The following is a 12795-nucleotide window of genomic DNA, read 5'->3' as shown; positions in this document are numbered from 1 at the left end:
ATGTTTTAGAATTTAAGACCGGCCTCTCTCGCAGCATCGGCCAATTGTTTAACTCTACCATGATACAAATATCCGTTACGGTCGAAAACCACTTGCTTGATGCCAGAATTTTGAGCTCGTTCTGCAATCAATTTACCGACCATGGCAGCTTTTTCACATTTCGTTCCACTTTGAGAAGCTATATCTTTTACCAGTGAAGAAGCTGCAGCGAGGGTTTTCCCGGTTTTGTCATCGATCAGTTGAACAGAAATCTGTTTATTGCTACGGTAGACCGACATCCGCGGTTTTTCAGCGGTTCCGCTAATATTTTTCCGGACCCTTCTTTTTATTTTTAGTCTTCTATTTAGTTTTGAAAAAGCCATATCTAATTATTTACTCAGATTAAACCTTAGCACTCTTACCAGCCTTACGACGAATTTGTTCACCCAAAAAGCGGATTCCTTTTCCTTTGTAGGGCTCAGGTTTACGTAATGAGCGCAACTTGGCGCAAACCTGTCCGAGAAGTTGTTTGTCGGCCGATTCCAAAGTAATCAATGGATTACTTTTCCGATCTGTTTTGGCTTCCACCTTAATCTCTTTCGGCAACTGAATATGAATGGGGTGCGAATATCCCAATGAAAGTTCCAGAACTTGTCCTGAATTTTGTGCACGATATCCCACACCAACCAGTTCAAGTTGTTTCCGATAACCTTCTGACACACCAATCACCATATTGTTTATAAGAGACCGGTATAATCCGTGTAAAGCCTTAAATTTCTTCTCGTCTGAGGGCCTTTTCACTTCGATTTTTCCTTCACTAATTTCCACCTTAATTTCGGGGTTAATATCTTGGTGAAGTTCGCCTTTAGGACCTTTAACAGTAACAATATTGTCTTTGACCGTTACGTTAACTCCTGAAGGTATGTTAATTGGTAAAATTCCTATCCTTGACATAACTAAACCTCCTTTTTAATATACGTAACATAAAACTTCACCACCAATTTTTTCCCGACGGGCTTCTTTGTCTGTCATAACCCCTTTACTGGTGGATATAATTGCAATTCCTAGTCCGTTCAGGACCCTTGGTACCAACCGATATCCGGTATATTTTCTTAAACCGGGTTTGGATACACGTACCAAACTTCTAATAGCAGCTTCTTTGGATACGGGATCGTATTTCAGCGCTATTTTTATAATCCCTTGTTTACCGTCTTCGATAAACTTGTAATTAAGGATATAACCTTTGTCATATAAGATCTTGGTCATTTCCTTTTTAAGGTTGGAGGCGGGCACCTCAACAACCTTATGCCTTGCCATAACGGCATTTCTGATTCGAGTCAGATAATCTGCAATTGGATCTGTCATCTTCTTAAGTTTAAATTGATCCCGCTTCCGGGACAATATTTAACACTTACTCTCCTTACCAACTGGCCTTTTTAACGCCGGGGATTAATCCGGCAGAGGCCAATTCACGAAAAGTAATCCTACTAACTCCAAATTGACGCATATACCCTTTGGGGCGTCCCGTTAATTTGCAACGATTGTGCTGTCTAACCGGTGATGCATTTTTGGGCAATTTTTGCAACCCTTCATAATCACCCTCAGCTTTCAGCCGGGCTCTTTTTTCTGCGTACTTGGCAATCAGTTTATCCCGTTTTCTGTCACGGGCTTTCATGGATTCTTTTGCCATACTAATTAATTCTTTTTTAGGTTTTTAAAAGGTAATCCGAATTCCCGGAGCAAACTAAATGCTTCTTCGTCCGTGTTAGCGGAGGTGACAAAGGTAATATTCATACCCATAATTTTATTCACCTGATCGATATTTATTTCCGGAAAAATGATTTGCTCTTCGATACCAAGTGTATAATTTCCACGTCCATCCAACTTGTCATTGATGCCTTTAAAGTCACGAATACGAGGTAAGGCCACACGAATAAGACGTTCCAGAAATTCATACATTTTATCCCGTCGAAGGGTAACACTCGCACCAATAGGCATTCCCTTACGTAACTTAAAATTGGAAATATCCTTTTTAGAGTATCTGGGAATGGCTTTCTGACCGCTAATGGTAGTCAATTCATTAATAGAAATATCCACCAGTTTTTTATCAGCCACAGCATTGCCTACACCCTGGTTAATAACAATCTTCTCCAATCTGGGAACCTGCATGACGGTTTTGTACCCGAACTCTTTCATCAGAGCCGGGATAATTTGTTCCTTATACTGTTTTTCTAATGTAGGTGTATAGCTCATTACTTAATCTCCTCTCCTGATTTTTTTGAATAACGAACCAATTTACCCTGATCATTTAATCTTCGACCGATCCGGGTAGCTTCACCTGAGGAAGGATCCTTCAGGTTGAGATTGGAAATATGAATAGGGGCTTCCTTTTTAATGACGCCACCTTGTGGATTTTCGGAATTGGGTTTGGTATGTTTACTTACCATATTAATTCCTTCCACGATGGCACGCATTTTTTTGGGAAAGACCTCCAGTACCCTTCCTTCCTGTCCTTTGTAGACACCGGCATTAACAATGACGATATCTCCCTTTTTAATATGTAATTTCCCCATAATAATACAAAATTTAAAGCACTTCTGGCGCCAATGAAACAATTTTCATGTAACCGTCACGAAGTTCCCGCGGAACAGGACCAAAGATACGCGTTCCACGTATTTCTCCGGTATTATTGATAAGCACACAGGCATTATCATCGAAACGGATATAAGAGCCATCGGCACGTCTGATTTCCTTTTTAGTACGAACGACTACCGCTTTGCTTACCGTGCCTTTTTTCATATCGCTCGAGGGCAAGGCACTTTTAACTGTCACCACAATACGGTCGCCCACGGAGGCATATCTGCGTCCGGTACCACCAAGGACACGGATACAGAGCACTTCTCGGGCGCCGCTGTTGTCAGCAACATTCAGTCTGGTTTCTTGTTGTATCATGATTACTTAGCTCTTTCAAGAATTTCAACTAATCTCCAACGTTTGGTTTTGCTTAAGGGCCTGGTTTCCATAATACGGACCGTATCCCCTATATGACAGGCATTTTGGGCATCATGAACGTGAAATTTCTTTGTTTTCTTCACAAATTTCCCGTAAAGAGGGTGTTTTTCACGAATTTCCACTGCAACAACGATAGATTTTTCCATCTTGTCGCTCACCACAACGCCTGTTCTTTCTTTTCTAAGATTTCTGGTTCCCATAAAACTTATTCTTTTTCATTAAGTTGTTTTTGACGCAGAATGGTCTTCATGCGTGCAATATCACGGCGGGTGTGCCTAATCTTCATCGGATTTTCCAGAGGAGAAATGGTATGATTTAGTTTCATACGAACCAGCTCCTGACTCATGTTCTCAATACGCTCTTCTAATTCGCGTGGTGTCATTTCTCTAATTTCAGAACTTTTCATACCTTTTATTCATTTGAAGATTCGACATAATCCCTACGCACCACAAACTTAGTCGTAACGGGTAGCTTTTGCGCAGCCAGACGCAGAGCTTCCTTAGCGACATTAAAAGGAACTCCGTCGCACTCGATAAGGATGCGCCCGGGTGTAACAGGAGCAACAAATCCTTCAGGACTACCTTTCCCTTTACCCATCCGCACTTCGGCAGGCTTCTTAGTAATGGGTTTATCGGGGAAGATACGTATCCAGATTTGTCCCTGACGTTGCATATAACGTGTCACTGCAACACGAGCAGCTTCAATCTGACGACCCGTGATCCATTTTGACTGCAGTGATTTAATTCCAAAAGAGCCGAATGCCAGTTCATGCCCACGCTGAGCATTCCCCTTCATTCTTCCCTTTTGTTGTCTTCTGTATTTAACTTTTTTTGGTTGTAACATCGTTAATAATTCAATTAATGGTTTAACCGATGATTACTTTCTTCTCTTTTTGAATCCGCCTTTTCCACGGCCACCTCCGGTTTCTTTCACGCTGTAATTGGGAGAAAGATCGGGTTTACCGTAAATTTCACCTTTGCAAATCCAGACTTTGATGCCTATCAAACCTGTTTTTGTAAGGGCTTCTGCTTTGGCGAAGTCAATATCAGACCGGAAAGTATGAAGGGGTGTACGACCTTCTTTATACATTTCTGAACGAGCCATTTCAGCACCGTTCAAACGACCTGAAACCTGAATTTTAATCCCTTCGGCTCCCATTCGCATGGTCGATGCAATAGCCATTTTCACAGCCCGACGATAGGCAATACGCCCTTCAAGCTGACGTGCAATATTGTTAGCTACGATCAGAGCATCCAATTCTGGACGCTTCACTTCAAAAATATTGATCTGAACTTCTTTATCAGTAATCTTCTTTAACTCCTCTTTAAGCTTGTCTACCTCTTGTCCGCCTTTCCCAATAATAATACCGGGCCTGGCAGTATATACGGTAATGGTCACCAGCTTTAGCGTTCGTTCAATCACGATACGGGAAACACTGGCTTTTGCCAGACGAGCATTGAGATATTTGCGCAGCTTGGAATCCTCCAGCAGCTTATCGCCATAATCTTTGCCTCCGAACCAGTTGGAATCCCATCCTCGGATAATTCCTAATCTGTTACTTATTGGATTTACTTTTTGTCCCATCTAGCTCAATTTAATTTTCTTGGTTTTCTATCTTACTCTCAACCTTAATGGTAACATGATTGGACCGCTTCCGAATCCGGTGTGCCCGTCCTTGAGGGGCTGGTCTCAATCTTTTAAGGATACGTCCGGAATCCACATAAATCTCTTTAATATAGAGATTGGCATCTTCCAGTCGTACATCATCATTTTTTTCCTTCCAGTTGGCGATAGCTGACAACAACAATTTTTCAACACGACGGGAGGCCTCCTTGGTGGAAAACTTCAGTACATCAAGTGCCTTATTCACTTCCATGCCTCGAACCATATCGGCTACGAGTCTCATCTTACGAGGTGAGGTAGGCACATTTCGAAGCCTGGCAACACATTCCTGTTTTTTGGCTTCTTTTAGTTTTTCTGCTCTTATTCTTTTTCTTGCACCCATTATTTTTTCATTAAAAAGTTAGAACTACAGGGCGATTATTTTTTCCTATTACCTGCATGCCCACGGAACGTACGCGTGGGAGCAAATTCGCCCAATTTATGTCCTACCATATTTTCGGTAATATAAACGGGAATAAATTTATTTCCGTTATGTACCGCAATGGTATGCCCCACAAATTCAGGGGCAATCATTGATGCACGGGACCAGGTTTTAACGACCGACTTCTTGCCGGATTCATTCATAGCTGAAATCTTACGTTCCAGTTTATAATGAATATAGGGTCCTTTTTTTAACGATCTGCTCATAATTCAAATACAATTAACCGGTTACTTTTTCCTTCTTTCAAGAATGTACTTAGAAGAAGCTTTCTTACGATTTCTGGTTTTATAACCTTTAGCAAGAAGGCCTTTTCTGGATCTTGGATGTCCACCTGAGGCACGACCTTCACCACCACCCATCGGGTGATCCACTGGGTTCATAACCACACCACGAACACGGGGTCGACGACCGAGCCAACGTGAACGTCCGGCCTTTCCTGACCGTTCCAGTGCATGATCAGAATTACCAACGGCGCCAATGGTGGCACGACAAGTGGTAAGTATCATTCGCGATTCTCCGGAAGGTAATTTCACAACGGCGTATTTCCCTTCACGAGCAGATATCTGTGCAAAGGTTCCGGCACTTCGGACTAATGCACCACCCTGTCCGGGACGAAGTTCAATATTATGGACAATAGTACCCAGCGGAATATCTCCCAAAGGAAGTGCATTCCCTATTTCCGGTGGTACACCGGAACCGGATTGGATCTTTTGTCCAACCTGCAACCCATTTGGTGCAAGAATGTACCGTTTCTCACCATCTTCATAGACCAGCAAGGCGATTCGAGCACTACGATTCGGATCGTACTGAATGGAATCTACCACTGCTGAAACACCGTCTTTGTCTCTTTTAAAATCGATTACCCGATACTTCCTCTTGTGGCCGCCGCCGATGTAACGCATGGTCATTTTACCAGTGTTGTTACGTCCGCCGCTCTTTTTTAGTGGCCGCAATAAGGATTTTTCTGGTACACTTGAGGTAATCGTATCAAATGCACCAATAATTTTGTGTCTCTGCCCTGGTGTTACGGGCTTTAGTTTTCTTACTGCCATGTCAATTAAATATTGCTAAAGAAATCAATCTTATCTCCTTCGGCTAATGTTACAATTGCTTTTTTGAAAGAATTAGTACGCCCGCTGATAATACCACTTTTGGTATAGCGAACTTTTGCTTTCCCGGCATAATTCATCGTATTCACGCGGGAAACTGTGACGCCATACATCTCCTCAACAGCTTTTTTTATTTCGATTTTATTGGCACGCTTGTCCACAATAAAGCCGTATCGGTTCAGGGTATCGCCAAGCCAGGTCATTCTTTCTGTTACTATCGGCTTAATAATTATATTCATGACTCAGTTTGTTAAGCGTTAAAAAGTTGAACGATTTCTTCAACCGAACTTTCGGCCAAAACAAGCGATTGGGCGTTCATAATATTATAAGTATTAAGACTGGTAAGTGTTGCCACCTGACATTTGGGAACATTTCGTGAAGAAAGGAAAACGTTCCGGTCCACTTCTTTGAAAATCATCAACGATTTTACTCCGTCCAGCTTAAGGTTCTTACGAATATTGACAAACTCTTTGGTTTTTGGCGCTTCCATAGAAAAGTCCTCAACCACCACAATAGCGTTATTTTTAGCTTTATAGGCCAGAGCCGATTTACGCGCCAGCTGTTTCAACTTTTTATTGAGTTTAAAGCTATAATCTCTGGGCCTAGGACCAAAAACACGACCCCCACCACGAAATACGGGAGACTTTATACTACCTGCACGGGCGGTACCCGTACCTTTCTGCCTTTTAATTTTCTTGGTACTACCGGCGATTTCGGCACGCTCTTTCGACTTATGCGTACCCTGACGGTTATTGGCCAAAAATTGTTTCACATCCAGATAGATGGCGTGGTCATTGGGCTCAATACCGAAAACAGTGTCGGGCAATTCCACTTTCCTGCCGGTTTCCTGTCCTTGTATGTTAACTACATTCAGTTCCATTACTTTTCGATAATTAAATATGAACCCTTAGGTCCGGGTACAGACCCTTTAACCATCAACAGGTTACTTTCGGGAATTACTTTAATAACTTTCAGGTTTTCAACTTTAACACGGTTGCCGCCTGTACGACCGGCCATTCTCATGCCTTTAAACACCCTTGAAGGAAATGAGGAGGCACCCAACGAACCCGGGGCTCTGAGACGGTTATGCTGACCGTGTGTTTGGTCACCTACACCGCCAAATCCGTGGCGTTTAACAACCCCTTGAAAACCTTTTCCCTTTGAAAAGCCGGTAATATCAACGAAAATATTTTCCTCGAAGAGGTCAACCGTTAATACATCCCCTGCTTTCAGCTCGTTTTCAAAATCTTTCAATTCAACCAGCTTGGCCTTGGGAGAAATACCTGCCTTTTTGAAATGCCCCTTCATCGGCATAGGCGTGTTTTTCTCTTTTTTATCGTCAAAAGCCAACTGAATGGCTTCGTACCCATCTGTCTCTTTCGTTTTGACTTGGGTGACGACGCAAGGACCAGCTTCGATAACAGTGCATGGAATATTTTTTCCCTCGGCACTGAAAACGGAAGTCATTCCGATTTTTTTTCCTATTAATCCTGGCATTGCTCTATAATTAAAACATTAGATCACACTTTTATCTCTACTTCTACACCACTGGGAAGTTCCAGTTTCATGAGCGCATCAATGGTTTTGGCTGTTGAACTGTAGATGTCAATTAGCCTTTTGTAGGATGCCAGCTCAAACTGCTCTCTCGACTTTTTATTCACAAAAGTAGAGCGCAAAACCGTAAAAATCCTTTTGTGTGTAGGCAACGGAATGGGGCCACTCACGACAGCCCCCGTCGTCTTTACTGTCTTTACGATCTTTTCGGCAGATTTATCTACCAGATTATGATCGTATGACTTCAATTTGATTCTTATTTTTTGATTCATAATCGTTGATGAGAACTGTTTCTATAATAATTCAACTTTACCTTTTGCCTCTTTTACAACCTCCATGGCAATGTTTCGGGAGACTTCTTCATAGTGACTGAATTCCATAGAAGAGGTGGCCCTTCCGGATGAAATAGTACGTAAAGAAGTTACATAACCAAACATTTCAGCAAGCGGAACCATGGCTTTCACAACCCGAGCACCAGCCTTAGATTCCATACCGCCTACTTGTCCACGACGCTTATTAAAGTCGGAAATAATGTCTCCCATATATTCTTCTGGAGTCACCACTTCAACCTTCATAATGGGTTCAAGCAACACCGGTTTAGCTTTCGTACAAGCCGCTTTAAAGGCCTGACGGGCAGCAATCTCAAACGACAACTGATCGGAGTCAACCGGGTGGAAAGATCCATCAAGCAATTCAACTTTAAGACTATCCACATTAAATCCGGCTAACACACCGTTTTTCATCGCTTCCTTGAATCCTTTCTCAACAGAAGGAATGAATTCTTTAGGAATGTTACCGCCTTTAACCAGATCGATGAACTCAAGGCCTTCTTTTTCTTTCTCAGCAGGACCTATGCGCACAATCACATCGGCGAACTTACCACGACCACCGGTCTGTTTCTTAAATACTTCACGATGCTCAACCGTTTGGGTAATCGCTTCTTTGTAATTAACCTGCGGACGTCCTTGGTTACATTCAACCTTAAATTCACGTCTCAGTCGGTCAACAATAATTTCAAGGTGTAACTCACCCATTCCACTAATTACTGTCTGGCCGCTATCCTCATCAGTCTCAACCCTGAAAGTAGGATCTTCTTCGGAAAGTTTCGACAAAGCGGTTCCGAGTTTATCCAAATCTTTCTGACTTTTGGGTTCAACAGCCACACTGATAACCGGATCAGGGAAATCCATGGATTCAAGAACCAGTGGATGTTTCTCTTCACAAAGGGTATCACCAGTCCGGATATCTTTAAAGCCCACACCAGCACCGATATCACCGGCAGAAATACTATCTTTAGGTAACTGCTTGTTCGATTTCATCTGGTAAAGACGGGCAATTCTCTCTTTTTTCTGTGTTCTGGAATTCCAGACATAAGAACCGGCATCCACTTTCCCTGAATAAACCCGCATAAATGCCAAACGTCCCACAAAGGGGTCGGTAGCAATTTTAAATGCAAGAGCGGTGAAAGGCGCGTTCTCATCATGCGGACGACTTTCTACGTTTCCGGTTTTAGGATTGGTTCCTTCAATCTCTGCCACATCGACGGGCGAAGGAAGGAAACTCACAATGGCATCAATCAAACGCTGAACACCTTTATTTTTAAAAGCAGATCCACACAACATGGGAACCACTTTCATATCGATCGTTGCTTTACGCAATACCTCGATGATTTGTTCTTTGGTAATAGAATCCGGATCATCAAAGTATCGTTCCATTAATTCATCGTCATATTCGGCCACCGATTCGATGAGTTTGCCTCGCCATTCAGCCACTTCATCAGCCATTTCGGCGGGAACATCCTGCAACGAATAATTGGTTCCAAGCACATCGTCATCGAACCAAACCACCGCTTTATTTTCAAGCAGGTCAACAACGCCTTGGAAATCATCTTCGGCACCAATAGGTATTTGAATGGGCACAGGGTTAGCACCCAGCACCTCTTTCACCTGACGAACCACTTCAAAAAAGTTGGCTCCGGAACGGTCCATTTTGTTGACAAACCCTAACCGCGGCACACCATATTTATTGGCCTGACGCCATACAGTTTCAGACTGGGGCTCTACTCCACCAACCGCACAAAATACAGCAACTGCACCATCCAGAACCCGAAGCGAACGTTCCACTTCGACAGTAAAGTCAACGTGGCCGGGGGTGTCGATGATATTAATTTTATATTCTTGGTCGTTATATTTCCATTGAGTGGTAATGGCAGCGGAAGTAATGGTAATACCTCTCTCCTGCTCCTGCTCCATCCAGTCCATTGTCGCGGAACCATCATGTGTCTCCCCAATTTTATGGGTCATACCGGTATAAAACAGAATCCGCTCTGTGGCGGTTGTTTTACCGGCATCAATGTGAGCCATGATTCCGATGTTTCTGGTATATTTTAAATCTGCCTTTGCCATAATAATAAGGTATCTCCTCTTCTATATTTAGTTAAGTTTAAAATCTAAAATGAGCAAATGCACGGTTAGCTTCAGCCATCTTGTGCATATCTTCTTTACGTTTGAAGGCTCCACCTTCTTGATTGTATGCAGCAACAATTTCAGCAGCCAGTTTTTCTGCCATTGACTTACCACTCCGTTTACGCGCGAAAGCGATCAGGTTTTTCATACTCACTGAAACCTTACGATCGGGACGAATTTCGGTAGGCACCTGAAAAGTAGCACCACCAACCCGACGGCTTTTCACCTCTACGGCAGGGGTAACATTTTCCAATGCTTTTTTAAACATTTCCAGCGGCGCCATCCCCTCTTTTTCAGCTTTTTCGCCTATCCGTTCCATCGATTCATAGAAGATATTGTAAGCGATGGACTTTTTACCGCTAAGCATCAGGTTATTTACGAACTGGGTCACCAGAGTATCATTAAACTTGGGGTCAGGAAGAATAATTCTCTTTTTAGGTTTACTTTTTCTCATTTCTCTTTTTTTGTTTATTAGTCTTTTTATTGGCTGTATTCATGTCTTCAACGACCTTCTGGTCATTTACTCAACCGTTGCTTACAAACCAATAAACAAAACCAAAACGTGAAACTTTAATTACTTCTTAGGACGTTTTGTTCCGTACTTGGAACGGCGCTGAGTTCTTCCTTCCACACCGGAAGTATCCAAAGCACCGCGAACCAGGTGATAACGAACTCCGGGAAGATCTTTTACACGACCACCGCGAACAAGAACAATGGAGTGTTCCTGAAGGTTATGGCCTTCTCCCGGGATGTAGGCGTTCACCTCTTTCCCATTGGTCAATCTCACACGAGCCACTTTACGCATGGCTGAATTCGGCTTCTTAGGGGTGGTGGTGTAAACCCGCACACAAACACCTCGCCGTTGTGGACAAGCATTCAAAGCAGGTGATTTACTTTTCTCTACCTGTTTTTTACGTCCTTTTCTAACTAACTGATGAATTGTTGGCATATAGACATTTGTTTTTAAACTTAATATTCTCTTTTAAAATGGCTTGCAAAGGTAATTTTTTTCTATTAAAACCTCATTGATTTTCAACAATTTTCCCTCTTTCGCACAAAAAAGCGGTGCAAAAGTACTAATTTTCAAACGAAAATTCATAATATCCTCTGTTTTTTTTCTTGTAAAGAATTGGTTAAAAATGGTTTTATCGGATATCAACCTCTAAACATCGTTTCTGATTACGAAGCCTTCATCCTCAAATAAATTTTATTTTTGATTTTATTTTCATTATTTAACCCTCAAGCCTTTTAGCTTTCTTATCCGATAAATTCATCTACCTTTTTCCTGCTTCCGAAGATGTCTTTATGCCAAAAAACATTCGGAATAACGCATTAACAATTAACCGACAAGGCGCATCGACCCATCAGCTTTAGCCCAATAGCGACCAACGCCAGGCATCAAATTTTGTTACCCCAATTAAATATGGAAGGTTAATTCCCGAAAGCCGACAACAACCGGTCAACGCCCCAAAATACCTGATCATACGGAAAAAATAAAACATATTGTATATTTGCAAGGCCAAAAAATAAATCATTAAAAACCAACAGACAATGAAAGCATACGTATTTCCAGGACAGGGAGCCCAATACGTTGGAATGGGAAAAGATGTCTACGACAATCATCCCCTGGCAAAAGAGCTTTTCGAAAAAGCCAATGAAATATTAGGTTTTCGGATAACCGATCTCATGTTTGAGGGGAGTGATGAAGACCTGAAACAAACGAAAGTGACTCAACCAGCCATCTTTTTACATTCAGTGATACTGGCCAAAACCGTTGACGAATCATTCAATCCGGAAATGGTTGCCGGACACTCGCTCGGAGAATTCTCTGCTCTTGTTGCAGCCGGGGCTCTATCTTTTGAAGACGGACTTAAGTTGGTCTCACAAAGGGCTCAGGCGATGCAAAAAGCCTGTGAAATCACGCCTTCCACCATGGCGGCTATCGTTGGACTGGAAGACCATGTTGTGGAAGAAGTATGCGAGTCCATCGAAGATGTGGTGGTGGCTGCCAACTATAATTGCCCCGGGCAGTTGGTTATCTCCGGCTCCTTCGAAGGCATTGACAAGGCCTGCGAACTGTTGAAAGAAAAAGGCGCCAAACGAGCCCTCAAATTACCCGTTGGCGGAGCATTTCATAGTCCACTGATGGAACCGGCACGTGCCGAGCTGGCCGAATCGATCAAAAACACCTCGTTCAGCAAGCCTGTATGTCCGGTTTATCAAAATGTGGATGGTAAGCCTTATACCGACCCCGAACAAATCAAAGCCAATCTGGTATCACAGCTTACATCGCCCGTAAAATGGACACAAACCGTTCGCAACATGATTGCTGACGGCGCCGATGATTTCACCGAAATAGGACCGGGTAAAGTATTGCAAGGACTCATCAAAAAAATTGACAGAAGCGTAGCTACACAAGGGATTAGCAGCTACAATAAATAAAAAACAAAAAAGGCAGAAGGTTGTAGGCCCTCTGCCTTTTTTTTATTTCGTTCAAAAACCAGTCTAAGCCATTGGCTTCTTTAATTTGGTGCGATTCCCAAAGACACCCCCAATACCCCATCTATTCAAT

Annotated in this window: 22 protein-coding genes; 1 reads left to right on the top strand and 21 read right to left on the bottom strand. The window is 42.6% G+C overall.

Going from position 1 to position 12795, the window contains the following annotated elements:
* Window positions 1-5: 5 nt before the first annotated feature.
* From rplR to rpsL, 21 genes are all read right to left on the bottom strand, one after another.
* On the bottom strand, window positions 6-362 hold the full coding sequence (rplR, locus tag ACT29H_RS10345; RefSeq protein ID WP_444821555.1) for a 50S ribosomal protein L18: 357 nt from the start codon (window positions 360-362) through the stop codon (window positions 6-8).
* Window positions 363-381: 19 nt separating this feature from the next.
* Complete coding sequence (gene rplF / locus ACT29H_RS10340; protein WP_444821554.1) at window positions 382-933, bottom strand: 50S ribosomal protein L6; 552 nt, start codon at window positions 931-933, stop codon at window positions 382-384.
* A gap of 15 nt (window positions 934-948) precedes the next feature.
* On the bottom strand, window positions 949-1344 hold the full coding sequence (gene rpsH / locus ACT29H_RS10335) for a 30S ribosomal protein S8 (protein ID WP_444821553.1): 396 nt from the start codon (window positions 1342-1344) through the stop codon (window positions 949-951).
* 55 nt (window positions 1345-1399) lie between these two features.
* Window positions 1400-1669 carry a 30S ribosomal protein S14 gene (rpsN, locus tag ACT29H_RS10330; RefSeq protein ID WP_444821552.1) on the bottom strand — a complete coding sequence of 90 codons (270 nt, stop codon included), beginning with the start codon at window positions 1667-1669 and terminating at the stop codon, window positions 1400-1402.
* 5 nt (window positions 1670-1674) lie between these two features.
* Window positions 1675-2232: a 50S ribosomal protein L5 gene (rplE, locus tag ACT29H_RS10325; protein ID WP_444821551.1), complete on the bottom strand. Its 558-nt coding sequence runs from the start codon at window positions 2230-2232 to the stop codon at window positions 1675-1677.
* Window positions 2232-2552, bottom strand: coding sequence for a 50S ribosomal protein L24 (gene rplX, locus ACT29H_RS10320; protein ID WP_444821550.1), 321 nt, complete (start codon window positions 2550-2552; stop codon window positions 2232-2234). Before rplX ends, rplE begins: the two co-directional genes overlap by 1 nt.
* Before the next feature lie 13 nt (window positions 2553-2565).
* The gene (gene rplN, locus ACT29H_RS10315; protein ID WP_444821549.1) at window positions 2566-2931 is read right to left on the bottom strand and encodes a 50S ribosomal protein L14; all 366 of its coding nucleotides are present in this window, start codon (window positions 2929-2931) and stop codon (window positions 2566-2568) included.
* Between the two features lie 2 nt (window positions 2932-2933).
* Complete coding sequence (gene rpsQ / locus ACT29H_RS10310) at window positions 2934-3191, bottom strand: 30S ribosomal protein S17 (protein WP_444821548.1); 258 nt, start codon at window positions 3189-3191, stop codon at window positions 2934-2936.
* A gap of 5 nt (window positions 3192-3196) precedes the next feature.
* Window positions 3197-3397 carry a 50S ribosomal protein L29 gene (gene rpmC, locus ACT29H_RS10305; RefSeq protein WP_444821547.1) on the bottom strand — a complete coding sequence of 67 codons (201 nt, stop codon included), beginning with the start codon at window positions 3395-3397 and terminating at the stop codon, window positions 3197-3199.
* A 5-nt stretch (window positions 3398-3402) separates the two neighbouring features.
* A complete protein-coding gene (rplP, locus tag ACT29H_RS10300) occupies window positions 3403-3834 on the bottom strand; it encodes a 50S ribosomal protein L16 (RefSeq protein WP_444821546.1) in 432 nt (143 codons plus the stop codon).
* A 33-nt stretch (window positions 3835-3867) separates the two neighbouring features.
* A complete protein-coding gene (gene rpsC / locus ACT29H_RS10295) occupies window positions 3868-4575 on the bottom strand; it encodes a 30S ribosomal protein S3 (RefSeq protein WP_444821545.1) in 708 nt (235 codons plus the stop codon).
* A gap of 10 nt (window positions 4576-4585) precedes the next feature.
* Window positions 4586-4996: a 50S ribosomal protein L22 gene (gene rplV / locus ACT29H_RS10290; RefSeq protein ID WP_444821544.1), complete on the bottom strand. Its 411-nt coding sequence runs from the start codon at window positions 4994-4996 to the stop codon at window positions 4586-4588.
* A 35-nt stretch (window positions 4997-5031) separates the two neighbouring features.
* On the bottom strand, window positions 5032-5301 hold the full coding sequence (gene rpsS / locus ACT29H_RS10285) for a 30S ribosomal protein S19 (protein WP_444821543.1): 270 nt from the start codon (window positions 5299-5301) through the stop codon (window positions 5032-5034).
* 21 nt (window positions 5302-5322) lie between these two features.
* Complete coding sequence (gene rplB / locus ACT29H_RS10280) at window positions 5323-6147, bottom strand: 50S ribosomal protein L2 (RefSeq protein WP_444821542.1); 825 nt, start codon at window positions 6145-6147, stop codon at window positions 5323-5325.
* 5 nt (window positions 6148-6152) lie between these two features.
* Window positions 6153-6443 (bottom strand): 50S ribosomal protein L23, encoded by a 291-nt coding sequence (rplW, locus tag ACT29H_RS10275; protein WP_444821541.1) that lies wholly within the window; start codon window positions 6441-6443, stop codon window positions 6153-6155.
* Window positions 6444-6454: 11 nt separating this feature from the next.
* Window positions 6455-7084, bottom strand: a complete 630-nt coding sequence (gene rplD, locus ACT29H_RS10270; RefSeq protein ID WP_444821540.1) for a 50S ribosomal protein L4 — start codon at window positions 7082-7084, stop codon at window positions 6455-6457.
* Window positions 7084-7701 (bottom strand): 50S ribosomal protein L3, encoded by a 618-nt coding sequence (gene rplC / locus ACT29H_RS10265; RefSeq protein ID WP_444821539.1) that lies wholly within the window; start codon window positions 7699-7701, stop codon window positions 7084-7086. The genes rplD and rplC overlap by 1 nt, the downstream gene beginning before the upstream one ends.
* Window positions 7702-7724: 23 nt before the next feature.
* The gene (rpsJ, locus tag ACT29H_RS10260) at window positions 7725-8030 is read right to left on the bottom strand and encodes a 30S ribosomal protein S10 (protein ID WP_444821538.1); all 306 of its coding nucleotides are present in this window, start codon (window positions 8028-8030) and stop codon (window positions 7725-7727) included.
* A 21-nt stretch (window positions 8031-8051) separates the two neighbouring features.
* Window positions 8052-10163 carry an elongation factor G gene (gene fusA, locus ACT29H_RS10255; RefSeq protein WP_444821537.1) on the bottom strand — a complete coding sequence of 704 codons (2112 nt, stop codon included), beginning with the start codon at window positions 10161-10163 and terminating at the stop codon, window positions 8052-8054.
* Between the two features lie 37 nt (window positions 10164-10200).
* Window positions 10201-10677, bottom strand: coding sequence for a 30S ribosomal protein S7 (rpsG, locus tag ACT29H_RS10250; RefSeq protein ID WP_444821536.1), 477 nt, complete (start codon window positions 10675-10677; stop codon window positions 10201-10203).
* Between the two features lie 120 nt (window positions 10678-10797).
* On the bottom strand, window positions 10798-11172 hold the full coding sequence (rpsL, locus tag ACT29H_RS10245) for a 30S ribosomal protein S12 (protein WP_444821535.1): 375 nt from the start codon (window positions 11170-11172) through the stop codon (window positions 10798-10800).
* Window positions 11173-11774: 602 nt separating this feature from the next.
* On the opposite strand from rpsL, the gene fabD reads away from it, so the two are divergent.
* Window positions 11775-12665, top strand: coding sequence for an ACP S-malonyltransferase (gene fabD, locus ACT29H_RS10240; protein ID WP_444821534.1), 891 nt, complete (start codon window positions 11775-11777; stop codon window positions 12663-12665).
* The last annotated feature ends 130 nt before the right edge of the window (window positions 12666-12795 follow it).

The organism is Thermophagus sp. OGC60D27, assembly GCF_052400625.1.
Taxonomy (GTDB): domain Bacteria; phylum Bacteroidota; class Bacteroidia; order Bacteroidales; family Marinilabiliaceae; genus Thermophagus.
The sequence above is the reverse complement of the archived record's forward strand: the minus strand, read 5'-3'. Positions and strand labels throughout refer to the sequence as shown.

Bases quoted from the DNA above. Each gene is read 5' to 3' on its own strand.
- rplR (WP_444821555.1), bottom strand. From the start codon at position 362: ATGGCTTTTTCAAAACTAAATAGAAGACTAAAAATAAAAAGAAGGGTC.
- rplF (WP_444821554.1), bottom strand. From the start codon at position 933: ATGTCAAGGATAGGAATTTTACCAATTAACATACCTTCAGGAGTTAAC.
- rpsH (WP_444821553.1), bottom strand. From the start codon at position 1,344: ATGACAGATCCAATTGCAGATTATCTGACTCGAATCAGAAATGCCGTT.
- rpsN (WP_444821552.1), bottom strand. From the start codon at position 1,669: ATGGCAAAAGAATCCATGAAAGCCCGTGACAGAAAACGGGATAAACTG.
- rplE (WP_444821551.1), bottom strand. From the start codon at position 2,232: ATGAGCTATACACCTACATTAGAAAAACAGTATAAGGAACAAATTATC.
- rplX (WP_444821550.1), bottom strand. From the start codon at position 2,552: ATGGGGAAATTACATATTAAAAAGGGAGATATCGTCATTGTTAATGCC.
- rplN (WP_444821549.1), bottom strand. From the start codon at position 2,931: ATGATACAACAAGAAACCAGACTGAATGTTGCTGACAACAGCGGCGCC.
- rpsQ (WP_444821548.1), bottom strand. From the start codon at position 3,191: ATGGGAACCAGAAATCTTAGAAAAGAAAGAACAGGCGTTGTGGTGAGC.
- rpmC (WP_444821547.1), bottom strand. From the start codon at position 3,397: ATGAAAAGTTCTGAAATTAGAGAAATGACACCACGCGAATTAGAAGAG.
- rplP (WP_444821546.1), bottom strand. From the start codon at position 3,834: ATGTTACAACCAAAAAAAGTTAAATACAGAAGACAACAAAAGGGAAGA.
- rpsC (WP_444821545.1), bottom strand. From the start codon at position 4,575: ATGGGACAAAAAGTAAATCCAATAAGTAACAGATTAGGAATTATCCGA.
- rplV (WP_444821544.1), bottom strand. From the start codon at position 4,996: ATGGGTGCAAGAAAAAGAATAAGAGCAGAAAAACTAAAAGAAGCCAAA.
- rpsS (WP_444821543.1), bottom strand. From the start codon at position 5,301: ATGAGCAGATCGTTAAAAAAAGGACCCTATATTCATTATAAACTGGAA.
- rplB (WP_444821542.1), bottom strand. From the start codon at position 6,147: ATGGCAGTAAGAAAACTAAAGCCCGTAACACCAGGGCAGAGACACAAA.
- rplW (WP_444821541.1), bottom strand. From the start codon at position 6,443: ATGAATATAATTATTAAGCCGATAGTAACAGAAAGAATGACCTGGCTT.
- rplD (WP_444821540.1), bottom strand. From the start codon at position 7,084: ATGGAACTGAATGTAGTTAACATACAAGGACAGGAAACCGGCAGGAAA.
- rplC (WP_444821539.1), bottom strand. From the start codon at position 7,701: ATGCCAGGATTAATAGGAAAAAAAATCGGAATGACTTCCGTTTTCAGT.
- rpsJ (WP_444821538.1), bottom strand. From the start codon at position 8,030: ATGAATCAAAAAATAAGAATCAAATTGAAGTCATACGATCATAATCTG.
- fusA (WP_444821537.1), bottom strand. From the start codon at position 10,163: ATGGCAAAGGCAGATTTAAAATATACCAGAAACATCGGAATCATGGCT.
- rpsG (WP_444821536.1), bottom strand. From the start codon at position 10,677: ATGAGAAAAAGTAAACCTAAAAAGAGAATTATTCTTCCTGACCCCAAG.
- rpsL (WP_444821535.1), bottom strand. From the start codon at position 11,172: ATGCCAACAATTCATCAGTTAGTTAGAAAAGGACGTAAAAAACAGGTA.
- fabD (WP_444821534.1), top strand. From the start codon at position 11,775: ATGAAAGCATACGTATTTCCAGGACAGGGAGCCCAATACGTTGGAATG.